Source organism: Chitinophaga tropicalis, from assembly GCF_009758205.1.
In the GTDB taxonomy this organism is placed as follows: domain Bacteria; phylum Bacteroidota; class Bacteroidia; order Chitinophagales; family Chitinophagaceae; genus Chitinophaga; species Chitinophaga tropicalis.
In genome coordinates this window covers 76675-102485 of sequence record NZ_WRXN01000005.1, presented here as the reverse complement: position 1 = coordinate 102485, position 25811 = coordinate 76675, and the positions used below count along the sequence as shown (strand labels likewise).

Here is a 25811-nt window from a genome sequence, read left to right as displayed (position 1 = left end):
TATCTTCAACGGCCCAAAAGTAGACATAATCTTTATTTTTGGGTGGTCATACCACAAAAAAACAAACCCATATGCGTAGTTTTCTTAAAATATTTTTTGCAACACTACTGGCTTTTATCGTCTTATTTCTCCTTGTATTTGTTTTCCTGGTTGGGTACATAGGCCGTACCCTCAGTAAGAAGGAAGAAGTAGTGATATCCCCTAATTCTATATTGGTGCTCGAAACCAATCAGAGTTTCAATGAGTTGAAAGTAATAGATCCCCTCAACAGCATACTGCGCAGTGGCCCCAGAGAAGTCCCGGGACTCTATGATGTAGTACGCCTGATACGGAAAGCAGAAACAGACGATAATATCAAAGGCATCTACCTGAAAGCGGAAAATAACGCTAACGGATTTGCTTCCAGTGAAGAAGTGCGTAACGCCCTGCAACACTTTAAGCAATCCGGTAAGTTTATTTACGCATATGGAGAGGTAATGGACCAGAAGAGCTACTACATCGCTTCCCTGGCCAACAAAATTTACCTGCATCCAAAAGGTGGAATGGAATTCAGTGGTTTCTATACACAGCTGACCTTCCTGAAAGGCGCCCTGGAAAAACTGGAAATACAACCACAGATCTTTTACGATGGCCGCTTCAAGAGCGCTACAGAGCCTTTACGTGAAACCCAGATGACAGTGGCCAATAAAATACAAACCAATGCTTACCTGGGTGATCTCTACCGTAACTTCCTGCAGCACATCGGTGAATCCCGCAAAATAGATACCGCTACCCTGCATAAGTATGCCGATGAAGGTATGATCCAGGAGGCTGCAGATGCAGTAACCTATAAACTGGCAGATGGCCTCAGATACAATGACCAGGTAATGGATGAGCTGAAAAGCAAACTGGGACTGAAAGGAGATGATAAAGTGAATTTCGTAACCCTGCCCAGGTATTACAGCGCTTATTCTCCCCGTTATGCCGATTCAGATAACAGGATAGCGCTCATTTACGCAGAAGGAAATATTACCGGCGGTGATAGTGAAGATGCAAGTACGATCAGCAGTGGCCATTATCTGAAACTGATCCGCGAGGCCAGGCAGGATAAAGACGTGAAAGCCATTGTGTTCCGTGTTAATTCTCCCGGCGGTAGCGCCCTGGCGTCAGAAACCATATGGCGGGAACTGGTACTGGCTAAAAAGAGTAAACCTGTGATCGTGTCTATGGGCGACTATGCCGCTTCCGGCGGTTATTATATCTCCTGTATGGCAGATTCCATCTTTGCACAGCCTAACACTCTCACCGGCTCCATTGGTGTATTTGCCATATTGCCTAACCTGCAGGGGTTTTTCAGGAATAAACTGGGTGTAACGTTTGATGGCGTGAAAACAGCTAAATATGCCGATCTCGGCACCGCTTCCCGTCCGCTTACAGAAGTTGAAAAGAAATTTATCCAGAACTCTGTCGATAGCATCTACAGCACCTTCAAAGGCCGTGTGGCAGAAGGCCGTAAACTGAGTGGTCCTGTAGTTGACAGCATTGCACAGGGCCGTGTGTGGAGCGGAATACAGGCGCAACAGTTAGGCCTGGTAGACCGCGTTGGTGGTATCGACGATGCCATTGCCTGCGCTGTCAGGATGGCTAAGATCTCCGGCTACCGTCTGCGGGAATATCCTGAAACAGAAGATCCGGTTAAAACATTACTGCGCCGTTACAGCGACGATTCCCGTGCTTCAGCTATAAAGAACGAGCTGGGAGAATATTATAAAATATATGAGCAACTCAGGCAGGTGAAGGAAATGAAGGGAGAAGCACAGGCCAGATTGCCCTACATACTGGATATAAGATAGTCCGTAACTGCTTAAATTTCGATTAAACCTGCCGCACGCGGCAGGTTTTTTTATGGAAATGGGCAAAACAATAGTAGTTTTACGCGATTTTTTAAGCAATAGTTTCCAGCAGTATTAGCAGTATGGCGGTAAAATATAATCAATGGAAGGCCCTGTTGGCCATGTCGAAAGCGAGTTTGAAAGCGATCCTGAGAAGTCCTTCGGCAGTGATCTTCAGCCTGGGTTTTCCACTGGTATTTATCCTCGTGTTCGGGTTTATAGGAGATAACGGGATTACAGTGAAAGTAGGGGTAGATAAACAAACAGATACCAGCAGCTACCTGTACCGGGAACTGGCTAAGGAAAAAAGCCTGAAGCTGGTCACAGACAAGTCTGAGGCCGAAATGCAGGATGACCTCAGGAAAGGCCGCCTCACCGCTATTATCCGTATCAATACCTTACCCAACCAGGGGGCTGCACCTTCTGCTGATGTGAAAGTAAGTACCTCTACCGCAGCGGTTGACAAGATCTCCCTGTTCAACTCCATTCTCCGTGGAGTGATCTATAAAGCAGACGACAGCTATTATCCCCGCGCTTCTGTTGCTAAACTGGAGCCCACAGAAGTATTGCCCGGCAGAAGGTACAGGACTATCGACTTTATCCTGCCCGGGTTGCTCAGTTTTTCTCTGCTCAGTGCAGCAGTATTCAGTACCGCATTCCTCTTTTTCAATCTCCGGCAAACATTGGTGCTCAAACGTTTCTTTGCCACACCTATCCGCCGTATCTATATAGTGCTTGGAGAAGCGCTGGCCCGCCTGGTATTCCAGCTGGCAGGTGCTATACTCATTATCGCCATCGGCTATTTTGCATTTGGATTTACGCTTGTACACGGATGGAGCACATTCCTGGAGATGCTGGTACTTACTGCCTTTGGGGTAATAGTGTTCATGGGCTTCGGGTTTGTGGTGAGCGGACTGGCAAACAGCGAAAGCACTATTCCGCCTATAGCTAATGTTATCACCTTACCTCAGTTCCTGCTGGCAGGTACATTTGTATCTGTAGATGCTTTTCCTTCCTGGTTACAACCCATCTGCCGTATTATGCCCCTGACCTATCTCAATGATGCCTTCAGGAAAATAGCCTTCGAAGGCCTGCATCTGTGGAATGTAGGGCTGGAGCTTGGAGTCATTGCCCTATGGGGTGTAGTAGTGTATATTGTGGCAGTACGGGTATTTCGCTGGGAATAGTTCGGAAATTTTCCTACCTTTTACATATGCAAGCCTTATATATTCTTCTGGGAGCGATGGCTGTGCTTATTCCCGGGTTGTTTATAGTGAGCATGTTCCTGCCTGCCACTGTAAAAGTGAGGCGTACGAGAGTGATTCCGGCTTCTCCTTCCAGGCTTTTTGAACAGGTGAATGTTCTGCGTAACTGGGAGCGCTGGTCGCCATGGCACCAGGTAGATCCCACCATGCAATTAAAATACAATGAAACCTCTTCCGGCGCAGGCGCCCGCTATACCTGGCAAAGCAAACACCGGCAGGTAGGTAAGGGCTCGATGACCATTACGGAATCCCGTCCGGATGAATTTATAGCTACAGACATGCAGTTCATGGAACAGGGCGCCGCCAAAGCTTCTTTTCGTTTTGAACCGGTGAACAATGGTACCCTTGTAACCTGGGAAGTGGCAATGAACATGGGACAGCGTCCCGTACGTAAACTGATGGGACTGATGATGGATAAATGGGTAGGAAAAGATTTTGAAAGAGGATTGGAAAACCTGGAGAAATTAGTAAAATAGACCGAAATTTGCCCCCTGCCATTCCTTTTAACTGTCTGGCCCGAGACCATGCGAATTGTCAAATTATTGCTGATCAGTGCTTTTGCCTTTGGAATACTGATATTCCTCATTTCATTGTTATTTCCTTCACGGGCTATTGTTGAACGTTCCGGGGTAATAGATGCCCCTTTATCCGTTGTATATTCCCAGGTGAACAATTTATCCGGCTGGCCTGCATGGAATCCCTGGGCTGACCCGGGAACTGCACAGGAAGTAACGTATTCCGCTCCCGCTTCCGGTTCCGGCGCCTACTATACATGGACAGGCATGCAGCATGAAAAACATGTTACAGGAAAGGTAACTATCAGGGAAAGCGATCCGCAGAAAGGAATACACTATGACATGGAATTTAATGATATGAAAACGGTGAATGCCGCTTTCGAACTGAAACCATCAGCAGATGGAAAAGGTACCGCTATACAATGGCGACTAGAAACATACCTGGGCTGGTTACCCTGGTGGAAACTGAGAGGTTTCCTGGCAGATAAGCTAACCGGACCACAACTGGAAGACGGGCTGACAAAGCTGAAAAACATATGTGAAGAAAAGAAACGTTAAAATCTGTGAATTTCTATGAGTGGTAATATGCGTTGTATCTGAAAAATGTAAATTTCACAAAATTCTTTCTGAACAGAAAAACAACAACTACCATGAAACAGTTCCTCTTATTCTTTGCATTACTGGCTGGCACCAGCACCCTGGTATCTGCACAGAAAGCTCCGCAAAGCCCACGTGTGACAGCTGAAGGCAAAAATGTAAAAGTAGCCTATGGCCAGCCCTCAAAAAGAGACAGGGTCATTTTCGGCGAACTGGTACCCTATGGCAAAGTATGGCGTTTAGGCGCTAACGAAGCCACCGAGATCACTTTTGAAAAAGATGGCAGCTTTGGCGGTAAACCTGTAAAAGCAGGTACTTACAGCCTGTTTGCTATTCCTGAAGCGAATGAATGGACATTCATCCTCAACAGCGAAAGGAAACAGTGGGGTGCTTATAAATATGATGAGATCAAATCCAAAAACGTAGCCGAAGCAAAAGGAAAAGTTTCTAAAACCAGCGGTCCTGTTGAAAAACTGACCATCACGGTACCGGCTAACAAATTGGTAGTAGAGTGGGACCAGACACATGTGGAAGTGCCTGTAAAGTAGCCTGAATTTTTTAAAAAAGCGCTTTAGTTTTAAACTAAAGCGCTTTTTTTATCAGGTCTTGTATACGGTCATTACCCGTAACCACCTTCGCCTTCAGATCACTCAATATGGAATATAATCCAAAGTAAGTACGGTTTACATAAAGCGAATGGCGGGAGCCTCTTGCTACTTTTGATTCCCTTACCTCTTTCAGATTAGATACATAATCCATATAAGCATAGATCTCAGCAAAATAAGATTCATCTCCAAAGTCAAATGTTTCCAGCGTAAAAGGCAGCGTCAGCATGTCTATCATTTTCTGGAACAGTGCAGAGAAAAATACAATCTCTTTTTCAGTATCGCTGGGATGGATCATCTCCAGCGCAGTGTAGATCTCCTTACGGCGGGCCTCATCCTTCAGTATCTCTTTATCAACCAGTAAGAAATAATTGATATAGAAATCTTCAGGAATTTCCTTGATACAGCCAAAATCAAAGATCCCTACTGTACCATCTTCCCGCATAAGGAAATTGCCCGGATGAGGATCAGCATGTACTTTTTTCAGCTTATGTACCTGGAACTGGTAAAAATCCCATAGAGCCTGGCCTATTTTGTCACGGACCTCCTGCGAAGGATTTAATTCCAGGAATTCCTTCAGATGAAAACCATGCAGCCAGTCCATGGTAATGATCCTGTTGCTGGACATTTCCGGGTAATACACAGGAAATACCAGGTTAGGAATATGCGCACATTGCTGTGATACCTCTACAGAACGGCGAAGTTCCAGTTCATAATCAGTCTCTTCCAGTAGTTTCGTCTCTATCTCTTCGAAATATTTATCCATATCCACTTCATTCATTCCCACAATGCGTATAGCAAAGGGCTTCACAATGCGAAGGTCAGATTTGACACTGTTGGCAACGCCTGGGTACTGTATCTTGATAGCCAGCTGTTTACCGTCTTTCCAGGCCTTATGTACCTGACCTATAGAAGCGGCATTGGAGGCCTGTATCTCAAATTTATCGTACAGCTGTGACGGCGTCTTACCCAGGGTTTTAACGAAGGTATTGATGACAAGCGGCCCGGAAAGGGGAGGCGCACTGTATTGTGACATGGCAAAGCGCTCTGTATAGGCTTTAGGCAGCATACCTCTGTCCATACTGAGCATCTGCGCCACTTTAAGGGCGCTGCCTTTCAGATTGCTCAGTGTATCATAAATATCTTCAGCATTGTCTGCATGCAGTTCTTCCCTGCTGATGGATGGGTCTATGAGTTTTTTGGTATAATGCTTCAGGTAATTGGTTCCTACTTTCAATCCTGTCGTAACGAACCGGCTGGCCCTTTCCACTTTGCCGGTAGGGATGTTGGTCTGTTCTTTCATTACTTGTTATTGTTTCCCGGCAAACATGAACTTCCCGAAATCGAGAAGGCTGTCTATTGTGTTGGAGCTGATCAGCTGGAAGCTGAGATTTACGGCTTTTTCGATCGCTGCATCAGTCATTTCGAAGCGTTCGCTGGTGTCTTTTGTCCAGTAGCGTAATACAAACAGCGCCTGCATCCAGAAGCCATGTACATATTGGTCGGAAATGTATTTACGTTCTTTTATCTCGCCAGTCTGATAGCCTTCTTTGATCAGTTCACGGATGTAATCGTAAAAGGCATGCCGGAAAGTTTCAAGCTTTTCCAGGTGAAGACCCGGTATCCTGTGGTTTTCCTTTTGCTGGAGAATAAAACTCCTGTTTTCACGGAGTTGCTGCACCCAGAGGAAATAAAATGTCAATAGCTTTTCGCGGGCAGAATACTGGCGGTACGTCTCATCTTCTTTCAGTTTATCAACGGTATCCTGGAAGAAGGAGAGCCAGAGGTCTTTTTCAACAGCATCGAAAGACGAATACATGTCATAAAATGTAGTTTCTGACAATGCCAGTAACTGGCAAAAGGCGTAAACAGAAACGGGTCTTTTTCCATTTTCCAGCCAGTAGTTTTTATATGCTTCGCGTATGAATTTTTTATCCATCGTTCAGGGTTTAAGAAGTGAGAGAATACCTTATCAAAGGTATGTCAGAAACGCCGGATATTGATCAATACCCGGCGCGCTATTGTTAAGGAAAATCTAAAAATCAGTGGGAAGAAGGCCGGCCTGGATTGTACCTGAACCTGTTGAGATCGGAATACAGGATATTATCGTCCGGTATCAGCTGTTTCAGGATATTGATCTGGTTATAATTACCGTTTGCCAGCTGCTCACTTATAATACGATAGGCAATATCTCTGGACGTTCTCATGGTTTCTTCTGTAGCCTGTTTGCTGATGATTAACAGCACATTGAGCAGTGAACTTTTCCTGTGCGCCGGTACCTGGTTATAGATACCCATGATCTTTTCCGGCAGGGTATCCTCATCCTGGATACTCCTGAAATAACAGATCAGACATTCTTCTTCCCGCGGGCCGGATGCCCATCCCTGCAGCCATATTCCCTGTGCATGTTCACGAAGCTGCAATTTCTCGTTATATATCCTGGCTGCAGTGAGATGATCTTTTTGTGCAAGCGCGGTTTCCGCCGTTAACCGGAAATATTTTTCCGCCTGCTGTTGTTGGGAAAGCCGGGTATACAGATCTCCCACCTTCTCATATCCCTCCAGTTTTTTATAGATCTCAATAGCTTCCAGTAATAAACCGCCTCTTTCCAGGCATTGGGCCGCTGCAATGGGCATTTTGAGATGATCGTTGTATAAAGCCGCCGCTTCCCTGTAGAAATGACCTTTTTCCAGTACTTGCGCGGCCCCGGAATAATCACCCAGCAGGTGGGCCAGGATGTACGCCGCTTTACTGTAATCTCCCGCAGCTTCAGCTTTTTCTGCCTGGGCAAGATATTTTGCCCGCAAACCGGAATACTGGTCCTCAGAGGTATGCCAGTTATCTACCGGCCCGCCTCCGCCTAATCCGCCAAGGGAGAAATTTGTATTATTCCTGGACAGGGTAGAAGCTGGAGCTGCCGTACCCCTGCCTTCGTATTTGTTGTGAAGCGGAAGTGCATAGCGTAAGGCTTCGTCCCCGTCTTTATCAAACATATTAAGTAACCTTTGCAGTTCACTCTGCCTGCGGGCAGCAATATCTTCCAGTTTCTGTTTGGCCCACCCGGTAAAACGGCCATTGCCAGGCCCTCTTTTGGCAGGCAATTGTTTCCTGAACAGGTTAATAAAAAACATGATCAGCTTTAACAACGGATAAAGAATCCTGTCTATAAGGGCCAGGAGCAACCCGCCACGCCTTTTATCCTCATGAATATCAGCCAGCGGCCTGCTGTCAATACGCTGGTCAAGTAACACCATCAGGTTGTTTTCCGGTTGTGGAGGCAGGGAGATAGATTCAAGCGGAGACATAGGAGGCAATCCCGAGTGTGCCTGTCCCCAGCGGGAAGGCAACGCCTTGGGGTAAGTGATGAACTGTGCGGGATACAGTATATCTTCCTGCTCAAAGCCAACAAAGCCTGAAGAAGGATGAAATACCTGTTTGTGCCAGATAAGCAGTTCATCCATTTCCGTATTACTGAGCACCGGGAAAAGAGAGGCATTTACCGGCAGATATAGCTTTCCTGCAACAGCGCCATAAGGGTGGGTGATCTTCTCTTCTGCAGGAATATCCTGATTGAAGATAACAAGCAGCCCCGCCGGTCTGACAGAGCTTGTACTGTCAGGTACAGGCAGGCATTGAAGATGCTCCAGCGGAATATCCCACCGGGACATTTCCATCAGCCATTGCCTTGCAGTCGTGCCACGGATAAAAGCGGCAACGGTATTGTGCCGGATGCCGGGATCATATGTTAACTGAAGCTGCATTTTTTATCAGTACTTGCGTGAAACGTTGGATGTATGAACTGTAAAACTCATTTGGTTTTAATATCTGACCTGCGTCCCGGATAAAGTAGGGATAACCTGTTGCTGCGCCATCAGAGGCCCGGCAGCTGGTTTCCATTCTCAACACCAGCACTATCGTGATCTCCGGAATGGAAGGGTCAGAGCTGCGCAGATGCAGTAAACCGCGATAGTTGTCTATCCAGGCGGTGCTGCCATCTGTCCAGCTGAATTTTACCAGTTTATGCCGGCTGTTGGGAACAGGTATCTGCCGTCCTTTTCTTGCATGACAGGAACCCATTTGGGGAGAAGCGCCGGGCTTCAGTATGATCCTGTTAAACCCCTCCAGCTCTATACGAGTGCTATCCAGGCAAAGACGTCCCTCATCGTCCAGGAATATCTTGGCTATTTTATTCAATACATTATAACCATGACGGATGAAACTTTTACCATTAGTATACCCGCCCCGGGTTTTCATTACTATCTTTTTCTGCACCTCTGCAGGAAAGCTATCTACTGTTGTCACTCTTGCTGAAGCAGGATCTATCAGTAACTTCACTTCGTTAGAGGCTTTTTCAGAAAATCTGACATCTGCTCCCAGCACATGTGCATAAAAGCGCTGATCGCAGAAAACCATGTTATACACCTTATTAACGCCACAGATATGCTGATAACCGGTTTGTGCCGTGTCCTTACTGATACTGAGCAGATGAAGGCTGGCCTGGTTCTGGTACAGTACATACAACAACTGCTGATCATTATTGCCGAACCAGCAGGTAGTGTTGATCAGCCCTTCCTTCAGTTCTGTAGCGCCATGCTGTATTGAGGACCAGAACAACAACCGCCCGTCTCTTGTAAGCGCCAGGGCTCCCATATTCTCTGCATAATAGAAGTACATCCTGTTGTCCAGCTGCAATTTGGAAGGAGGCAGATAGAGGGGGAACGGTTCCTGGAATATGAAAGCAGGCAGTTCATCCGGATTGTGTTCTATGCGTTTTACCTTGTTATCCGTTTCATATTGCAGGCTGATCATCGCACTGTTCAGCAGCTTGCGGCGGCCGGCCATGTAGCGGAACAGCTGCACAGCGCCTGTACGGTTCACCGTAATAAGGAAACCACTGTTATTACGGATGAGGGAGAATGATTGCTGGAACTCCGGTATGTGGAACAACTCTTCTTCTATGATCAGCAGGAATTCCTGTGGTTTGCCCATCTGCTCCAGTGCAAATGCTTTCAATGCGTTTCCGCTATGAAGGGCGGGCGAGAGCAATTCCAAGGCGGCAATAACACCTTTTTTGGAAAAAATGTCAATGGGTACATATGTATCGCCCATCAGGCTGAAAGCAGCTGTTTCTACATGATGGTCATAAGTACAGGTCAATGCCGCAGCAACAGACAGCAGGCGGGGAATCCCCCAGTTCCTGATACTGTTGTCTACCAGGATGAAACGTTGATGGGTTTCATTGTCAGGCAGCTGCTCCCGGCGCAGGTAGAGCGCCTCGTTATTGGCCAGCCTGGCCATTAGCGTCAGGTCTTCATTGGCCAGCTCACTAAGTAACAGGCGGTCAAAACTTCCGCGGTTGGTGATGTCTGATATACCGCCAATGTCGCTCTTGTTACTGCCCGTAGTATACAGCGGAAGATGCAACGCTGCCATGAGCCGTTGTGATAACTGTGCCGTATGAGCGGTATGCTTATCGTTCAGCAGTTCCTCCAGGAAGGCACCCGGATCCGTCGTAAGCGGTTGCTCCTCGATGTCTGCATCCTGTTGCTGACCTGCGCCCATCGGTGGCGCTATTTCCAGCGGAGCCGGGGCAGGAATCCCCGTATTACCGGTACGGAGCTGCAGTTCAAGGACCTCTGCATCGGGAAATCTTTTTAATATCCCTTGAAGTACAGCCATTTCATATTTGAACTGCAGCCAGTTGAAAGGAAGCTTTTCCTGGTAAACAGCAAAGGTCCAGCTGGCGCTGTGCCCCATATAACCGGACAATGTATTGAAGGCTTCAGCGGCAAGTACGGCAGGAGTTTCTTCAAACAATGTTCTCAGAAGCAATATGCGTTGTTCCCCTTGCCAGTATTCTGCCGGCAGCTGATAAAGTAAAGCCAGCAGGGGCTTTACGCTGTTATATTTGGCCTCGGCCATTTCTGCCAGGGTATAATAATCTTCCTGTACCTCCGACAGGCTCTGGATCTCTTCTATGGTAAGCGGTGTTTTAATAGCCTGCTCACTGACCAGCGTATCCGCACCCCATTTCCCTTTGCCGGCAGAGAGTATCAGCAGCAAAGGTCCCAGTGGAGGCAGCTTATCCGCCAGCTGTGAGAGTATCTGCCTCAGCTCATTATTGTAGCAGATAGTATGGCCATCTGTCCATTCAATCACACTGCCAGAGTCAGCCCATTGCCAGAAATAACCTTCCGGAGGTTTGAAGTAATTCTCTGTATTGTCAGCGTCAATATACATATCAGGTAACACTGTGAGTAAGGCGTATAGCGCTTCTTGTAGCGCGTACAAAATTCTGTGCGGGAATACGTTCCCATTGCCCGTTCACATGGAACAGCAGAAGGGCATCATTTTCCGGGTTCAGCCGTGCTGCCGTCAACGATGCCACGGCCGGCAGATCAAAGTCATATCCTGCCGGCAGCAGAATATTATACCTGATCGTATATGCTTTACCGGGAATTGGAGGCAGTGGTGTGCCGGTAATGAGTACCTGCCCGACTTCTGTGGCAGCAAAACGTAAACGTTGTAGTCTTATCAGCGGTGCTGTTTCAGCATATTCCTTCCAGGTCTGTAATGAAGTAAGTAACGCCTGTACTTCAGCAGGTACGCCGGAAGGCGCAAGTACAGGCATATACCGTTCCTGTAGCCTTGCAGGAAGTGCTGACATAGGCAGCTCTGCTTTTATAAAAGAAAACATTGGCTCCCAGGATAAGTACGGTAACGCGCTGTGTGGCGTCCGTTTTCCCGGCAGGAACAGGCGTTCTTCAGCGTCCAGGAGATACGTATGGAGCACAGGCAGCTGCCTCAGGGCCTTCTCCGGCTGATGAGGACTGATCCCTCTAAGCCAGATCTGGTCTCCGTGGCGGGCCGCTGCAAGGCGGGGTATGGTACGCACATTTCCCAACGCATTATATGCAGAAGCGGGAAGGATCATGACCATTTCTTTCATGCTGGTAGATTGAAGTGTTGTTTATGCAGACTGGGTTATCTTTTTCCACAGTGCATTGATGGGTTGTAGTACATAGTTACGCTGTGTTTCATTGCTGATCCATTCACAGCGGCCATTCAGATAACGCAGCCTGTCACCTATCTGTGCCCGTTCAGCGCCGCTGAGCGCAGGGCTGTCCAGCCGGACAGACATTTGCTCCACTTCTTTGTAAATAGCTTCAGCATCCGGCAGTGCGTTGGCTTCTGCACGGGGATGTTGCTGAGGATGCGCAGCTTCTTCCCTGATCACACTGTTAACAATCCCCGCAATGATCTCCTGTTGTTCTTCTGTATCCCAGATATAACGCAACACCCACATATCTGAGAGAATAGCTGTTTTCCTTTTACAGATCAATGCACTTGTGGCAATAAGGCGTTGCAGCTTTACAGCCCTTCTGTCTGACAGCATAACACCCGCATTGCGTAGTTGCTGTACCAGCATAATATATGTCGGCCTGATAGCCGTAAGATCTACTGTTGTAGTGAGCCGTTGCAGCGTCTGTATATCTGCTGCCGTAATGCCTGTATGCTGCTGAGAGGTTTTCTGTTCCAGCTGCCATCCGGCATTCAGCACTTTTTCCAGGTGCAGCGGATCTACATTCTCGCAACGTACACGTAGGAGGAAACGGTCAAACAATGCCTGTAAGGCCTCATCTTCCGGCAGGTGGTTGCTGGCGCCTATGAAGATCAGCGCCGGCAGTTGCCTGGTCTCCTTGCCACGGCGGAATATCTTCTCATTCAGCGCCATGAGCAGGCTGTTAAGAATAGCACTGTTGGCATTCAGTAATTCATCCAGGAACACCAGGTTGGCCTCCGGCAGCATGCCTTCGGTATTGGTGACAAGGTCCCCTTCACGGAGCCGGCGGATATCGAAAGGGCCAAACAGTTCGTTAGGCTCGGTAAAACGGGTAAGCAGGTATTCAAACGTCTTACCCTCCAGCAGCCGTGCCAGCTCTCTTACCATGGCACTTTTAGCGGTACCGGGAGGGCCCAGCAGGAACAAGTTTTCCCTGCCGGCAAGACAGATGCCCATGAGGTCAATAATATCGTCTTTACCCACAAAGGTTTCTTTCAGATGCTGCAGTACGTTATTCAGCTTGTCTATCAGCGGGGCTTCCGTTGATGTGATTGGTTCCATAGTTAAGGTCGTTAAGCAAAGGTTCAAATTGTGGCCATAGTGTGGCGGTATGTGCGCCCAGCGCCTCCCTTACCAATGGGAGACAGTCAGGGTGTGAGCATTTTTCTTTGTTACCGGCATAAATGATCCTGTCAACGTATGCCTGTCTAAGGGATGGATGACTTAATATCACAGATAGATTCTCCCCGGCCGGCATGTCATTGATAGCGGCGGCCGACAATGGCCAGGTAGCCGCTGTAGCACGCATCTGTTTTACCAGCGGATCGTCAGGTGATAGTCCTTTGGCAAGGTTCAGAAGGTCTGGCAGGTAACGCAGCGTAAGATCGGCAGAATACGCCGCCGCTGGTGTCATATTCCCTGTATAAGGTTGTATACAGTTGTGAAGCGCATTTTCATCCAGGTTACGGATCAGTATGAACTGAACAGTCCTGTACAGGTATTCTGCAGCCCATAAGGCTGCAGCCAGGTCAGGTTCCGGGGCGCTGTAAGGCATATCAGCAGTATCATCTTCCTGATATTGCTGCAGGTGCATAGTAGCCTGCTTCAGATCGTCTGCAGAAAAAGGGATGATCTTAGGCGCTACAGTAACACTGCCATCGTTGATGAGGCCCGATATAAAATCTGTCAGTTTCATTTATTGTCTTATTCCCCCGGTGGTTATACACAAGATAGTGAGCAGAACTTTCATATACAAATTGATTATTATGTGGCGGCGCACTGGTTTAAATTCGTTAGTGTACATCAAAAAAGAACTACCTTAAATTCTTAGCCTTGTTATTTGTCCCATCTATTTTTAACTTAGGGAATTAAATTATTGTGATCATGCATAAGAAAACACTTGCAACGGCGGCTGCTGTTGTTTTTTCAGCCACGTTATTTGCACAGTCAAAACCAGAAGAAACAGAAGTATGGGAACCCGTACCCACGGTTGTTACACCCGGCAAAGTCAACACAGACGCACCTTCAGACGCCATTATCCTTTTTGATGGAAAGAACCTGGACCAGTGGGCATCTGTTAACGATCCTTCCCAGCCTGCAAAATGGAAAGTAAGCGGCGGAATATTTACAGTAGATAAAAGCACCGGCAACATACAAACGAAACGGTCTTTCAACAACTATCAGCTGCATATAGAATGGCGTATTCCCGGTAACATCACCGGCACCGGACAGGGCAGAGGCAACAGCGGCCTGTTCCTGGCCTCCACCGGTGCAGGAGATGATGGTTATGAACTGCAGATACTGGATAACTACAATAACAAGACCTATGTGAACGGTCAGGCGGCAAGCGTTTACAAACAAACTCCGCCTCTGGTAAATGCCAATAAGAAACCAGGTGAATGGCAGGTATACGATGTGATCTGGACTGCCCCCAAATTTAATGCAGACGGCTCGTTACAGTCGCCCGCAAGAGTAACAGCCTTCTTTAATGGCGTACTGGTACAGAACAATACCGAACTGCTGGGCCCTACCCAATATATAGGTAAACCGTCTTATAAGAAAGCACATGGCGCCAGCCCTATTAAACTGCAGGCGCATGGCGATAAGAGTGAACCTATCAGCTTCAGGAATATCTGGATCAGGGAGTTGTGATCAGAACATGATACTGAAAGAAAGGGGCTGTCTGAAGATAGCCCCTTTCTTTGTTATTGTAATACAGTTAGTTAACTGCTGTCAGACAATATATTTGCAAATCTTACGTTTATATTTATATTTTTGCATATATGTTAGCGGTTTCGACCTGGGGGAATTTGTATGATGTCACGTGAATCTTTAAACAGCATCAATTATAAACACTATTACTTAAACCAATGTATCATTCTATGAAAAAAAACCGCAACCCCTTGTTCCGTAGCAAGTCTGCACTGTTGTTCGTATGCCTGGCTGCCGGTATTTCCCTGGTAATTCCTGCGTGTAAGAAAGACAATGACACTACTGCCAATAGCGGCGTAAGCGAGAAACAAGCAATTACAGTGGTATCAGATGCGATGATCAACGATCAGAGCGGTCTGGTAACACAGATCAGTTCTGCAGCTCAGATTGCCAGTGGCATGTCTGCCGAAAGAAAGGGCGCTAAACTGAGTGACCTGTGTGGCCTCAATGAGAATGGAGCTCACAATGGTTCCTTCACATCAGAAGGTACAACCATTGCTTATGATGTAGCATGGAACTATGTACTGAATTGCGTACAGGAAGTACCTCAGTACCTGGGAATCAGCTATAACTCAAAGCTGGATGTAAGCAGCGATAAACTGACTGCAAAAGACAGCTCTGTAGCTGCATTCAAGATCAGTGGCCTGGACTCAACTGCTGCTGAATGGGTATTTAACCAGAAGTTTGATCATGCTGGTCAGATCACATCTAAAACTGCTGAAACGCCTTCTTTCAACAGCGTGATCGCTTATACTTCTACTGATGTAAAAGTAAGCAAAACTACTCTCCTGATCGTTTCCGGTACTGCTACACTGACTATCAGCGGTAAAGACAGCAAAGGCAACTCTTACAGCTACTCTGGTACTATTACCTTTAAAGGTAACAAGAAAGCAACCCTGGTTGTGGCCGGCGGAAGTTCTTACGAACTGGCATGGTAAGTATCATGATATAAAATAAAAAAGTCCCGCCAACCGGCGGGACTTTTTTATTTTATAAGGATCAGTTCCTGATCATTTCACTTTCATCCAGCTTCCATTCATTGTTAAAGAAACCAGCCGTTTTAACGGCGCTGGTATTTCCCTGCAGGAGATCTGTACTGAAGATCATATAGTCAGGAAATCCACTGCCACCGGCAAAATACTGGTTGGCATCTGCTGCACGCATACCTGGCAGACCAGTACCTCCTATCACAGCTACAGAAGCTGTTTTACTGTCAGCACGGGGCCACATGAAATAAGCTGCCAGCCCCTCACCACTGTATTCCTGGCTGCCTACTGTCACCTTACCACGCGTTACCTGTACCGGTGCATTCTGCAGCAATTGCTTCCAGGCTTTATTAGTGCTGGCATTACCATAAATGATAACACCGCGGTCAGGATATTTTGTGGCATCAAAATCTTTATCTGCAATAATATCCACAGCGCCATTACCCCTGTAATACCAAGTTTCTGCGTCGTAACGTGCTTTGCTGAGCGACCATTCATTTTCTGCCGGTTGCCCGCCCGTACTGTATACAAATACCATATGGTGATTAAAGGCTTCTTTAAATGTACCATTCCGCAGCGGACCTTTATCTGTTGCCACCGGAGCCTTACCAATTGTCCACTGAGCGCCGTTATGAAGATAAAGCAGCGTATCGCCGTCTTTCTTAGTATAGTTCACCGCAGGTTTACCATCCAGCTGTATGCTGAGAGAATGGCCTGTGGGTACATCTTTCAGGTCCAGCGCCAGTATACCGGTATTGGTAGTGGTACCGGTGATGGCGCTGCGGGATGCATTCCTGCTCAGTTGCACGCGACTGTATTCCAGCGGGTGTTCTTGCTGCAGGATGCGTATCCAGTGATGCACAGAAGAAATAGCAGGACTGGCAGTAGAGAAGTCAATTTCATTTACACTGGTATCTGCAGGAATAGTATGCCACCTGAAATATTGGTAGAGCGGTCCCCAGTCAACACAGGTATCTCCATACCAGTGTTCCCCGCCGGGATATTCAAAATAACTGAAATCCGGATGAAACTTAGCCAGTATATTTTTCATCTGGCGGGCATAATCAACAGAAACCACATGATCACTATCACCATGTAATACATATACACCACCTGCCTTATAGTTAGTTGCCAGCTTAAATGTGTTACTCGGATTGCTGGCCCTGAGCAGTATCTGCTCAGTATTATTACGTGGAGAGTCAGGAATAAGCCCGTCTGCCGATCCATATCCCATCAGGGTTGGATAACCGGAACAGGGAGCAATGGCGGCCCACTTGCCGGCAAAGGTAGCGCCCAGGTACCAGGTGCCATGCCCACCCATGGAATGCCCTGTCAGATAGATCCTTTCAGGATCCGGGTGGAAACTGCCGGTGGCTATGTCTAATACCTCCAATGCATCCAGTCTGCCCCAGTCTTCCCAGTTGAAACCACGGGGACGACGGTTAGTTGGAGCGACCAGTACACCCCAGTCCTTTGCTTTATAGGCGCGGGCCTGGTTAATGGCCTGTACCTCAGCACCGTGAACAGAGAGGAAGAGGGCAGGCGCTTTCCCATTAGGATTAGCCTGTGGTGATACAGCGTAGTATTGTACACTGCCATCAATTGCACTGATAAAGGTGTTGCTGTAATGACGTGTATTATTTACCGTAGTAAGAGCGATGGTTTTGGTGTCGATAGCTTTCCTGTTGATCAGCGTCAATGTGCAGGAAGCCCCGTTACCGGAAGCATCCATCTTAAAACCTACTTTGCGGGTAGTAAGCGCTGCTATTTCAGGCAGGGTAGTGGTGATCGTTTTACCTTGTACTGTAGCCTGTATCTGCAGGTCTTTCAGCGGTTGACTGGTAGTGTTGACTACTACTACCGCACCCCATAGCTGGCTGTTGTCATTGCCCGTTACTACAAACGGCATAGTAGAATCAGCTACACTGATGTATACCGGTTTTTCAGGAAACAGCAGTTTAGCTTTAATACCTTGTCTTCCCCAGCTGCGACCGGTACGGATATAAAACTCATTTATACCCTGGCGCAGTTGTACAGGAACATACATCCAGCCGTAACGGTACATATCTCCAGCATGCGGAGTACCGTTAACATACACCATCTGGTGACCAGCAATATTCAATATAGCTGTCTGTGCTTTCGAAGCGTTATAAGTCACATAGAGATAACCATTGTTGATAGCGCGGCCGGCAAATGATCCTTCCGCATCGGCAGAGATGTTCTGCCAGTTGTTCAGTTCTCCTTTTTCACTGGTAAAGGAAGCAGTTCCTGCAGCAGGAGCTTTCAGCTTACCGTTGGATAGCTGCCACGCCAGCTGGTCTGTAAACAATGCTGTTCTGCCATACTGATGACAGGGACCACTGATCAATCCCTCCCTGAATACATAAGTCTGTTGAGCCCTAATGCTGTAACCCGGTAATAGCAATACCAGGAGCAATAAAAGTTTCCGCATATAAATTATTTGTGAACAAAATAGAAGCGGAGAAGGGAAAGTGCAAATTATATTGACGGATGGCGAGGGCAGGGGAGGAATGGCTGTTTTTCTGAATTTTTTTATAGAATTTAATGTAAACCGAAAACTTATCTTATTTTTATTGAGTTGGAATTTTTTAAAAATAGTCATGTGATCTTCATTGAATCAATAAGAGAATGACTTTTTTGTTATCATGTTTGTGAGCCACCATTATTGACTCTCTCTGCTTTGAATCATTTATAAAAAAATTTGTTAACCTGATAGTGATTTAAACTCGTGTGAAATCAGTTTATACGGATACTTCTGTCGTGGGAGGATGTTTTGACCACCAATTTAAGGAGTATAGTCTGGGGTTGTTTGGTGAGTTTAGGAAAGGGGTGAAGAGGATGATGTATTCAAATGCGGTATTAAATGAATTAAAACCCGCCAGGAAAGAGATAATAGATCAGTTAGAAACAGTACCAACAGTATTTAAAATAGAAGTTAAAATTACAGTGAAAGCTTTGAAACTGTCAAAGGCTTACATCGAAGCTGGAGCGCTTGATCGTAATGATGACAATGACGCTTTACATATTGCATTGGCAACTTTACATGGTGCAGATATACTGGCAAGCTGGAATTTTAAGCACATTGTTAATCAAGGAAAGATCAAGCAATATAATAATATTAACCAAAGAATGGGGTATCGTATGATTGATATCAGGACACCACGTGAAATTTTAAACTCTACATTTTATGGAAGCAATCAAAGATTATGACTATATAGCAGAAGCCAGGAAAGCTAAAGCAGAATCGGCAGCAAGGATGAGAGGTATGAGTGTTAGGAAAAAGATCAGATATCTCCGAAAGGTAAGTAGAGAGTTTGAGAAAGAAGAAAGAGAATATCATCGACGTCAACAACAAGAATCTTTAAAGTAAACTTTAAAAACCAACCGCAAAAAACATTTTATGGAAGTAATCAAAGATTATGACTGCATTGCAGAAGCCAGAAAAGCAAAAGCTAGAATATCCGCAGAAATTAAAGGTAAATCTGCTATAGAAGTGGTCAGGTATTTCGAAAGAGGAAGCAGGGAGTTTAAAAAGGCACAAAGAGAATACAGACGTCAACAACAGCAGGCTTTAAAGTAAATTTTATCAAAAGACGTTGGGTTAACATGTAAGTACAATACCGGTCATAATATCGTGACCGGTATTTTCTATTAAAAAATATCAGTCATCCCCCTGGCTGAGTGCCATCATATTTACCCCTCATTTCCCTCCCTACTTTTCCATCTCGTTCTAAACACATACTATGAAACAAGTAAGGAACAGATGGTTAATCGCCGCTTCTGCAGTAGGCATACACCTTTCTATTGGCTCCGTTTACGCCTGGAGCGTCTACACAAAACCATTAATAGAAAAACTCGGATGGGGACTAAAAGAAACACAATTCACTTTTAGCCTCGCAATATTTTTCTTAGGCCTGTCCGCCGCTTTTCTTGGCAGCTATGTAGAGAAGATAGGACCCAAAAGATCGGGGCAGCTATCAGCGTTTTGCTATGGTGTAGGTATTGCAGGATCGGGATTAGCAGTATACATAGGCTCTTTACCACTACTATATTTATTTTACGGCGTAATAGGTGGCATCGGTTTAGGATTAGGATACATTACACCTATCTCTTCACTGGTAAAATGGTTTCCCGACAAACGCGGACTAGCCACTGGCCTGGCCATTATGGGATTCGGCTTCGCGGCGCTCATAAGCAGCCCTGTCATTGTAGCTTTGATAGAAGAGGCTGGTATTTCCAATACATTTTTCATCATGGGCGCCTGTTACTTCTTCATTATCCTGCTTTCTTCATCATACATCGCCCCACCACCACCTGGATGGCTGCCGTCAGGAATGGAAAATAATGTCTCAGTAAAGAAAGACGATCTTTCTCAGCTAACAGCTAAAGAAGCTGTAAAAACAAAGCGTTTCTGGTATCTGTGGATAATGTTCTTTATCAATATCAGCTGTGGCATAGCTATTATCTCAGCCGCATCTCCTATGGCCCAGGAATTTGCAGGGCTATCACCTGTTGCTGCTGCCGCGATGGTAGGATTCATGGGTATATTCAATGGCGGCGGACGTATAGGCTGGTCAACACTATCTGACTATATAGGGCGGGCTAATACATTTACATTATTTCTTACACTGGAAATCATAGCTTTCCTGCTGGTGCCAGGTATAACCAACCCATTCCTGTTCCAGGCCCTGATCTTCCTGATCGTATCCTGTTATGGAGGCGGGTTCTCCTCCACAACAGCTTTTGTAGGAGATCTGTTCGGTACAAAAGAACTTGGCGCTATCCTCGGTTATATACTGACTGCCTGGGCTGCCGCAGGTATTGCCGGTCCACTGTTCGCCGCTTTTACCAGGAGTACAGCTAATAGTTACAACGGGACATTATACAGTTTCGGCGCACTATTAGCAGTAGCATTAGTGTTCTCGTTACTATTGAAAAGAGAGATTAAAAGGATACGTGAGTAAAGCTAAAGCCGGTCAATCCGGCTTTTTATAATTATTCCTTATTTTTGGAAAATAACCCCCACTTATGAAAAAGTATATCTGTGTAATACTATCAATGCTTTTTATCCTCATATCAGTCACTGGACATGATACAATCTCTGCCAGCGTAGAAACAGTTTTTATATGTAAATCGGGAACAAGCTATGCTTATCACAGAAAAATGTGTAGCGGTTTGAGAAGGTGTACACATAAAATAGAAGAAGTAACGGTGAGAGAGGCGATAGCGATGGGAAATGGGAAGCCCTGTGGTTATTGTTATAGGAAATGAGAATTTGACTTTCCGGGAATATAGTTTATAAGAAGTTAACTACTCTTCTCTCCTGGTACAATTACTTTCAACGCTCTTGGCAATATCGTCGCAATCACCTGGCTGCTCTTTCCCAGATACTCACCATCCACCTGGAAATGCGCTTTTTTCAGGCTGATAATATTCACCTGGCTCGCAGGTATGATCTCTGTTTTCTTAGGGTCAAATGGTCTGTGACGGAACAGCATCTTCAACAACTCAAAGAAAGAGAGCTTACGCAGTATCACCACTTCAAACACCCCGTCAGATAAGTTACCATCAGGATTGATACTGGCGCCGGTGCCATACATCCTGGCATTGGCAAGAACTATCATATAAGCCTTACGGGATATAATGAACTTACCGTTTTCTATCTGTACTTCCAGCAGCTTTTTCTGTGTAAAGGTTTTAAACGTAGAGAGCGCATATCCAAGTTTGCCCCTTATGCCTCTTTGTTCAAAGTTCTTTACAAGAAGAGCATTTAATCCCATATCGCTCAGGTGAATACAGATATGATCAGGCGTATTATTGGTTCGGATGCTGATCACATCTATCTCTCTTATCCGGACGGGTTGTGTAATGAGTTCCAGCGCCTGTTGTCCATCACCTGGAAGGGAGAGCTCTGCTGCCATGCCATTGGCAGAACCGGCAGGAAGAATACCCATGGGAATATCCGTATTCAGCAATTGTTCAGCTACCAGCTTCACAGTGCCATCTCCACCAACAGCAATAACACAATCCGGCCGGCATTTTTTAATATATGCTGAAAGCTCTTCCTGTGGCTGGTCAAGATGAAAAATGCTGATCTCTTCCGTTCTTTCGGCAAAATAATTTGTGATCAATACTTCAGGATCGGCCTTTTTTTTGCCGCCCGATAGTGGATTGATAACAAAGAGTAGCCGCATAGGTGATTGTTGCGCCATGTGGTTTGGTGGTAGATGACTTACCTTTCATTGCAAAATAAGCGCCTGATGTTGTCGAGGAATAAAATTCTACATTGGCTCGGACTGGAGGGAAGGACCCATATAAAGCTTTACCACGGATTTGGAGGGGTGGAGCAGCTGGAGATCTTCGGACATGTACTGGACAGAGGGCCATTGCCTGAAACCCGTTACAGCCGCTTCTTTCTCTTTAATATACTTGCACTGATGCGCCTTTTTATAGTAAAACCCCGTGCCGGAGCCCGTGTACAGATGCAGTGGAACAATGAAATAGCAGAGGCTGTTACAGAGACAGACGGTTTTTTTCATATCCAATGGAGGCCCGCAAAAATGCCGGAAGCCGGTCATCACAAAGTGGAAGTCACCATCGTAAATGTGGAACCTGGCCCGGTTACCAAAGCAGATGGTGTAGTGATAATTCCACACCGTACAGAATATGGATGTATCTCCGATATTGACGATACCTTCCTGGTATCACATTCTTCAAAGATCCTCCGGCGACTGAAAGAATTGTTTACCCGAAACTCCCGTACACGGAAACCTTTTGAAGGAGTGGTACGTCACTACCAGTTACTGAGCAATACGGGACATAAAGGCTTTGTGCCCCGGCCATTCTTTTATGTGTCCAGCAGTGAATGGAACCTGTACGCCTATATCCTGGAATTCTGCAGGATGAACAGGATGCCGGAAGGCGTTTTCCTTTTAAGTCAGCTGAAACCGTTTCATTTACTGCTGAAAAGTGGCCAGCAGAAACATGCTACAAAATTTACGAGGATCAGCCGTATCCTGAAACATTACCCCCATATGAGGTTCATTCTGCTGGGAGATGATTCGCAGGAAGATCCGCATATCTATCATGCAATAGCATGCCATTTTGCACCGCAGATAGTAGCTATATATCTCAGGCATGTGAGGAAAAGCAGGAAAACAGCAGTAGCACAGGTGCTGGGAGAGGTAGAAAGTAGAGGCATCCCATGCTGCTACTTTAAACATAGCCGGGAAGCTATTGCGCATTCAAGGGAAATAGGATTGATCAGTTAGTGTATACATTATGAAACGTGTTTTGCTTTTATTGATTGGTATTTTATTATGTAGCGCTGCAATGGCACAATTCAGTGATTCCGTTCATTATTACGGAAAATATGCCTCCACTGGTTCTGTTAACAGAACCCAGGATGGAAGATCTTACCTGTTGAGTAATAATTTCAAACTGGGAGTCAGCAAAAAGAAGATAGCGCTGAATGCAAGCGGCGGATGGGTATATGGAGAGCAGGATGGAGTGCTTACAAATAACGACCTCTCTACCGCAATGGATTTCAACCTCTTCAGGGCTGTGAGACAGATCTATTACTGGGGACTGGCCAGTTATGACAAAAGTACTTCCCTGAAGATCAACGACCGCTTCCAGGGAGGTGCGGGTATTGCCTATAATATTCTTGACCGGAAGAAGGCATATCTGTCATTAAGTGATGGTATCCTGTTTGAAAACAGTGATCTGTTCCTGGAAGATACTATAAGAGATGTCTATCATACTTTCAGAAATTCATTCAGAGTGGCATATAAGTTCGTAATCCATGATATTGTAACTATTGACGGAACTCATTTCCTGCAAAACTCTTTATCCCACGGAAGTGATTTTAATATTCGTTCTACTTCAAATCTTGCTATAGCACTGAGGAAGTGGTTAAGTATTACCGCTACATTAACATATAATAAGCTAAACCGCACAGGAAGGGAGAACCTGTTGATGACATATGGACTGACGGTTGAGAAATATTGGTGAAGTATGTGGAATAAATTTTATAATATTAAAAATGTTTATACATTTGCATTCATGAAAATAGCAACTCAATATCAAAGCCAGTATTATTACTCTCTGCAGGAGTGTGATCAGGCTATGGTATGATATTGCTTAAAACGCATTTACGCCCGCCTGGTATACCTGGCGGGCTTTTTTTATGCCATTGAAAAATAGTTTGTAATGAAAAAGATTCCAACGCTGTTTAAGCGTGACAACGGTTTACCTAACAACCCGGTAATGAACGAAGTGAATCCCGGTTGTGAATGGGTGCTGGCCGGAGAAGGCATTGCAACCCACAAATGGGATGGCACATGTTGTATGATTAAAGAAGGTGCGATGTTTAAAAGGTACGATGCAAAGAAAGGAAAAACACCTCCTGATGGTTTTATTCCTGCACAGGAACCTGACCCGATCACCGGGCACTGGCCTGGCTGGCTGGAAGTAACCGGAAAGCCGGAAGATAAATACTTTGTAGAAGGCATGAAACATGCATCTGCCGGAGGTATACTGCCAGACGGCACTTACGAGCTGATCGGCCCTAAGGTAAATAGCAACAAAGATGGCGTAAGTGAGCATACGCTTATTGCACATGGTAATAGCGCGTACAATGATTTCCCAAGAACTTTTGAAGGAATAAGATCTTTCCTGGAAACTTTTAAAGGGGAAGGAGTTGTATTTCATCATCCTGATGGAAGGATGTGCAAAATAAAACGCCGCGACTTCGGTTTTAAATGGTAAAAAAAAGGAGGTTATCTCAGACAACCTCCTTTTTCTATTTTAATTCGATGTTTGTTTCTGTTTTTGTCTCTGCTGCCCATGGCCATGAGCTGGCTGACCTTTCCCACTGTCTTTCTGATGACGGGGAGTAACATGTCCCTGACGGTTATGTGAGAAACCTCCTTTCTTATTCCTCGGATGCTGCGGCTTCTTCTGTGAAGGCGGCGCTATAACAGGAGCAGAGAGGCTGTCTCCGTTGTGGAAGGGCTGTGCCGTTACAACAGGAATATCTCTTGCAATCAGTTTAAGGATATCTTTCAGGTAAGCCTTTTCTTCACCTTCGCAGAAGGAAATAGCAATACCATTTGCTCCTGCACGGCCGGTACGGCCTATACGGTGTACATATGTTTCCGGAACATTCGGCAGTTCATAGTTGATCACGTGTGTAAGGTCATCAATATCTATACCTCTCGCCGCGATGTCTGTAGCTACAAGTACCCGTGTCTGTTGTGATTTGAAATTATTCAATGCACGCTGGCGGGCATTCTGCGATTTGTTGCCGTGAATAGCTTCCGCGGTGATCTCTGCTTTGTTAAGATCTTTCACCACTTTATCTGCTCCGTGCTTGGTACGGGTAAATACCAGTACTGTACGGATAGACTGATCTTTAAGGATATGTAGCAGCAGGCTGCGTTTATCCTGTTTATTCACAAAGTAAACAGATTGGGTGATGGTCTCTGCTGTAGAAGAAACAGGCGTTACCTCTACTTTGGCCGGGTTTTTCAGAATGGCATTTGCCAGTGTCTGGATTTCCGGAGGCATGGTCGCTGAGAAGAAAAGTGTTTGCCTCTGTTCAGGCAGTTTGATGATCACACGTTTTACATCGTGTACAAAACCCATATCCAGCATCCTGTCTGCTTCATCCAGCACAAAGTATTTAATATCCCTGAGCGTGATGTAGTTCTGGCTGATAAGGTCCAGCAGCCTGCCAGGAGTGGCTATCAATATGTCAACCCCTTTTTTCAGGGCTTCTGTTTGCGGATGTTGTGAAACGCCGCCGAATATCACCAGGCTTTTCAGGTCAAGGAATTTCCCGTAAGCTACGAAGCTTTCCTGTATCTGTATAGCGAGTTCGCGTGTAGGCGTTAAGATAAGGGCCCTGATATTACGGGGACCTTTACGTACTGCAGATTGGTCCTGGTGCATCAGTTGTAGTAACGGAATGGCAAAGGCGGCTGTTTTTCCTGTACCTGTCTGGGCACATCCAAGGAGGTCCCTTTTTTCAAGCACATATGGTATTGCCTGTTGCTGGATGGGTGTAGGTGCAGTGTAGCCTTCATTTTCAAGCGCTTTCAGCACCGGCTCAATGAGCCTGAGTTGTTCAAATGACAAAGTCTTAAATTTTTAATGAAAAATGTTGGTAAGGCT

General features: G+C 45.9%; 24 protein-coding genes. 14 read left to right on the top strand and 10 right to left on the bottom strand.

What is annotated here, in order from left to right:
• The first annotated feature begins 71 nt into the window (after positions 1–71).
• The 5 genes from sppA (at position 72) to GO493_RS12970 (ending at position 4796) form a co-directional block, all read left to right on the top strand.
• Positions 72–1832, top strand: a complete 1761-nt coding sequence (sppA, locus tag GO493_RS12990; protein WP_157306610.1) for a signal peptide peptidase SppA — start codon at positions 72–74, stop codon at positions 1830–1832.
• 122 nt (positions 1833–1954) lie between these two features.
• The gene (locus tag GO493_RS12985) at positions 1955–3058 is read left to right on the top strand and encodes an ABC transporter permease (protein WP_157306609.1); all 1104 of its coding nucleotides are present in this window, start codon (positions 1955–1957) and stop codon (positions 3056–3058) included.
• A gap of 26 nt (positions 3059–3084) precedes the next feature.
• Positions 3085–3612: an SRPBCC family protein gene (locus GO493_RS12980; protein ID WP_157306608.1), complete on the top strand. Its 528-nt coding sequence runs from the start codon at positions 3085–3087 to the stop codon at positions 3610–3612.
• A gap of 48 nt (positions 3613–3660) precedes the next feature.
• On the top strand, positions 3661–4209 hold the full coding sequence (locus tag GO493_RS12975) for an SRPBCC family protein (protein ID WP_157306607.1): 549 nt from the start codon (positions 3661–3663) through the stop codon (positions 4207–4209).
• A gap of 92 nt (positions 4210–4301) precedes the next feature.
• Positions 4302–4796 carry a DUF2911 domain-containing protein gene (locus GO493_RS12970; protein ID WP_157306606.1) on the top strand — a complete coding sequence of 165 codons (495 nt, stop codon included), beginning with the start codon at positions 4302–4304 and terminating at the stop codon, positions 4794–4796.
• A gap of 34 nt (positions 4797–4830) precedes the next feature.
• On the opposite strand, the gene GO493_RS12965 is transcribed toward GO493_RS12970, so the two are convergent.
• The 7 genes from GO493_RS12965 to GO493_RS12935 form a co-directional block, all read right to left on the bottom strand.
• Positions 4831–6156, bottom strand: coding sequence for an ABC1 kinase family protein (locus GO493_RS12965; RefSeq protein WP_157306605.1), 1326 nt, complete (start codon positions 6154–6156; stop codon positions 4831–4833).
• 6 nt (positions 6157–6162) lie between these two features.
• Entirely contained in the window at positions 6163–6792 is a 630-nt protein-coding gene (locus GO493_RS12960; RefSeq protein ID WP_157306604.1) for a TetR family transcriptional regulator C-terminal domain-containing protein, read from the bottom strand.
• Positions 6793–6895: 103 nt separating this feature from the next.
• Complete coding sequence (locus GO493_RS12955; protein ID WP_157306603.1) at positions 6896–8614, bottom strand: hypothetical protein; 1719 nt, start codon at positions 8612–8614, stop codon at positions 6896–6898.
• Positions 8592–11093 (bottom strand): hypothetical protein, encoded by a 2502-nt coding sequence (locus tag GO493_RS12950; RefSeq protein WP_157306602.1) that lies wholly within the window; start codon positions 11091–11093, stop codon positions 8592–8594. The genes GO493_RS12955 and GO493_RS12950 overlap by 23 nt, the downstream gene beginning before the upstream one ends.
• Before the next feature lies 1 nt (position 11094).
• Complete coding sequence (locus GO493_RS12945; RefSeq protein ID WP_157306601.1) at positions 11095–11802, bottom strand: hypothetical protein; 708 nt, start codon at positions 11800–11802, stop codon at positions 11095–11097.
• Positions 11803–11823: 21 nt separating this feature from the next.
• Complete coding sequence (locus GO493_RS12940; protein ID WP_157306600.1) at positions 11824–12978, bottom strand: AAA family ATPase; 1155 nt, start codon at positions 12976–12978, stop codon at positions 11824–11826.
• On the bottom strand, positions 12929–13612 hold the full coding sequence (locus tag GO493_RS12935; RefSeq protein WP_157306599.1) for a hypothetical protein: 684 nt from the start codon (positions 13610–13612) through the stop codon (positions 12929–12931). Before GO493_RS12935 ends, GO493_RS12940 begins: the two co-directional genes overlap by 50 nt.
• 188 nt (positions 13613–13800) lie before the next feature.
• On the opposite strand from GO493_RS12935, the gene GO493_RS12930 reads away from it, so the two are divergent.
• Complete coding sequence (locus tag GO493_RS12930; protein ID WP_157306598.1) at positions 13801–14568, top strand: 3-keto-disaccharide hydrolase; 768 nt, start codon at positions 13801–13803, stop codon at positions 14566–14568.
• A 230-nt stretch (positions 14569–14798) separates the two neighbouring features.
• Positions 14799–15566 carry a hypothetical protein gene (locus tag GO493_RS12925; protein ID WP_157306597.1) on the top strand — a complete coding sequence of 256 codons (768 nt, stop codon included), beginning with the start codon at positions 14799–14801 and terminating at the stop codon, positions 15564–15566.
• 61 nt (positions 15567–15627) lie between these two features.
• Here the strand turns inward: GO493_RS12925 and GO493_RS12920 are convergent, their stop codons facing one another.
• Positions 15628–18066, bottom strand: a complete 2439-nt coding sequence (locus GO493_RS12920) for a carboxylesterase family protein (protein WP_157306596.1) — start codon at positions 18064–18066, stop codon at positions 15628–15630.
• Positions 18067–18365: 299 nt separating this feature from the next.
• Between GO493_RS12920 and GO493_RS12915 the strand changes: the two genes are divergently transcribed.
• From GO493_RS12915 to GO493_RS12900, 4 genes are all read left to right on the top strand, one after another.
• Positions 18366–18845: a PIN domain-containing protein gene (locus GO493_RS12915; RefSeq protein ID WP_157306595.1), complete on the top strand. Its 480-nt coding sequence runs from the start codon at positions 18366–18368 to the stop codon at positions 18843–18845.
• On the top strand, positions 18823–19005 hold the full coding sequence (locus GO493_RS12910) for a hypothetical protein (RefSeq protein WP_157306594.1): 183 nt from the start codon (positions 18823–18825) through the stop codon (positions 19003–19005). Before GO493_RS12915 ends, GO493_RS12910 begins: the two co-directional genes overlap by 23 nt.
• A 30-nt stretch (positions 19006–19035) precedes the next feature.
• A complete protein-coding gene (locus GO493_RS12905) occupies positions 19036–19215 on the top strand; it encodes a hypothetical protein (RefSeq protein WP_157306593.1) in 180 nt (59 codons plus the stop codon).
• 163 nt (positions 19216–19378) lie between these two features.
• The gene (locus GO493_RS12900) at positions 19379–20599 is read left to right on the top strand and encodes an L-lactate MFS transporter (protein WP_157306592.1); all 1221 of its coding nucleotides are present in this window, start codon (positions 19379–19381) and stop codon (positions 20597–20599) included.
• Positions 20600–20941: 342 nt separating this feature from the next.
• Here the strand turns inward: GO493_RS12900 and GO493_RS12895 are convergent, their stop codons facing one another.
• Positions 20942–21847, bottom strand: coding sequence for a diacylglycerol/lipid kinase family protein (locus tag GO493_RS12895; RefSeq protein ID WP_157306591.1), 906 nt, complete (start codon positions 21845–21847; stop codon positions 20942–20944).
• 48 nt (positions 21848–21895) lie between these two features.
• On the opposite strand from GO493_RS12895, the gene GO493_RS12890 reads away from it, so the two are divergent.
• The 3 genes from GO493_RS12890 (at position 21896) to GO493_RS12880 (ending at position 24404) form a co-directional block, all read left to right on the top strand.
• Entirely contained in the window at positions 21896–22906 is a 1011-nt protein-coding gene (locus tag GO493_RS12890; RefSeq protein WP_157306590.1) for an App1 family protein, read from the top strand.
• A 61-nt stretch (positions 22907–22967) separates the two neighbouring features.
• Positions 22968–23648: a DUF481 domain-containing protein gene (locus GO493_RS12885; RefSeq protein WP_232538832.1), complete on the top strand. Its 681-nt coding sequence runs from the start codon at positions 22968–22970 to the stop codon at positions 23646–23648.
• Between the two features lie 198 nt (positions 23649–23846).
• The gene (locus tag GO493_RS12880) at positions 23847–24404 is read left to right on the top strand and encodes an RNA ligase 1 family protein (RefSeq protein WP_157306588.1); all 558 of its coding nucleotides are present in this window, start codon (positions 23847–23849) and stop codon (positions 24402–24404) included.
• A 39-nt stretch (positions 24405–24443) separates the two neighbouring features.
• Here the strand turns inward: GO493_RS12880 and GO493_RS12875 are convergent, their stop codons facing one another.
• Positions 24444–25775: a DEAD/DEAH box helicase gene (locus GO493_RS12875; protein ID WP_157306587.1), complete on the bottom strand. Its 1332-nt coding sequence runs from the start codon at positions 25773–25775 to the stop codon at positions 24444–24446.
• Positions 25776–25811 lie beyond the last annotated feature (36 nt).

Excerpts from the sequence above, each read along its gene's own strand:
- GO493_RS12960 (WP_157306604.1), bottom strand. The coding sequence starts at position 6,792 with ATGGATAAAAAATTCATACGCGAAGCATATAAAAACTACTGGCTGGAA.
- GO493_RS12985 (WP_157306609.1), top strand. The coding sequence starts at position 1,955 with ATGGCGGTAAAATATAATCAATGGAAGGCCCTGTTGGCCATGTCGAAA.
- GO493_RS12905 (WP_157306593.1), top strand. The coding sequence starts at position 19,036 with ATGGAAGTAATCAAAGATTATGACTGCATTGCAGAAGCCAGAAAAGCA.
- GO493_RS12910 (WP_157306594.1), top strand. The coding sequence starts at position 18,823 with ATGGAAGCAATCAAAGATTATGACTATATAGCAGAAGCCAGGAAAGCT.
- sppA (WP_157306610.1), top strand. The coding sequence starts at position 72 with ATGCGTAGTTTTCTTAAAATATTTTTTGCAACACTACTGGCTTTTATC.
- GO493_RS12890 (WP_157306590.1), top strand. The coding sequence starts at position 21,896 with ATGTTGTCGAGGAATAAAATTCTACATTGGCTCGGACTGGAGGGAAGG.
- GO493_RS12980 (WP_157306608.1), top strand. The coding sequence starts at position 3,085 with ATGCAAGCCTTATATATTCTTCTGGGAGCGATGGCTGTGCTTATTCCC.
- GO493_RS12920 (WP_157306596.1), bottom strand. The coding sequence starts at position 18,066 with ATGCGGAAACTTTTATTGCTCCTGGTATTGCTATTACCGGGTTACAGC.
- GO493_RS12885 (WP_232538832.1), top strand. The coding sequence starts at position 22,968 with ATGGCACAATTCAGTGATTCCGTTCATTATTACGGAAAATATGCCTCC.
- GO493_RS12955 (WP_157306603.1), bottom strand. The coding sequence starts at position 8,614 with ATGCAGCTTCAGTTAACATATGATCCCGGCATCCGGCACAATACCGTT.
- GO493_RS12945 (WP_157306601.1), bottom strand. The coding sequence starts at position 11,802 with ATGAAAGAAATGGTCATGATCCTTCCCGCTTCTGCATATAATGCGTTG.
- GO493_RS12930 (WP_157306598.1), top strand. The coding sequence starts at position 13,801 with ATGCATAAGAAAACACTTGCAACGGCGGCTGCTGTTGTTTTTTCAGCC.
- GO493_RS12965 (WP_157306605.1), bottom strand. The coding sequence starts at position 6,156 with ATGAAAGAACAGACCAACATCCCTACCGGCAAAGTGGAAAGGGCCAGC.
- GO493_RS12940 (WP_157306600.1), bottom strand. The coding sequence starts at position 12,978 with ATGGAACCAATCACATCAACGGAAGCCCCGCTGATAGACAAGCTGAAT.
- GO493_RS12900 (WP_157306592.1), top strand. The coding sequence starts at position 19,379 with ATGAAACAAGTAAGGAACAGATGGTTAATCGCCGCTTCTGCAGTAGGC.
- GO493_RS12880 (WP_157306588.1), top strand. The coding sequence starts at position 23,847 with ATGAAAAAGATTCCAACGCTGTTTAAGCGTGACAACGGTTTACCTAAC.
- GO493_RS12935 (WP_157306599.1), bottom strand. The coding sequence starts at position 13,612 with ATGAAACTGACAGATTTTATATCGGGCCTCATCAACGATGGCAGTGTT.
- GO493_RS12950 (WP_157306602.1), bottom strand. The coding sequence starts at position 11,093 with ATGTATATTGACGCTGACAATACAGAGAATTACTTCAAACCTCCGGAA.
- GO493_RS12895 (WP_157306591.1), bottom strand. The coding sequence starts at position 21,847 with ATGGCGCAACAATCACCTATGCGGCTACTCTTTGTTATCAATCCACTA.
- GO493_RS12925 (WP_157306597.1), top strand. The coding sequence starts at position 14,799 with ATGAAAAAAAACCGCAACCCCTTGTTCCGTAGCAAGTCTGCACTGTTG.
- GO493_RS12975 (WP_157306607.1), top strand. The coding sequence starts at position 3,661 with ATGCGAATTGTCAAATTATTGCTGATCAGTGCTTTTGCCTTTGGAATA.
- GO493_RS12970 (WP_157306606.1), top strand. The coding sequence starts at position 4,302 with ATGAAACAGTTCCTCTTATTCTTTGCATTACTGGCTGGCACCAGCACC.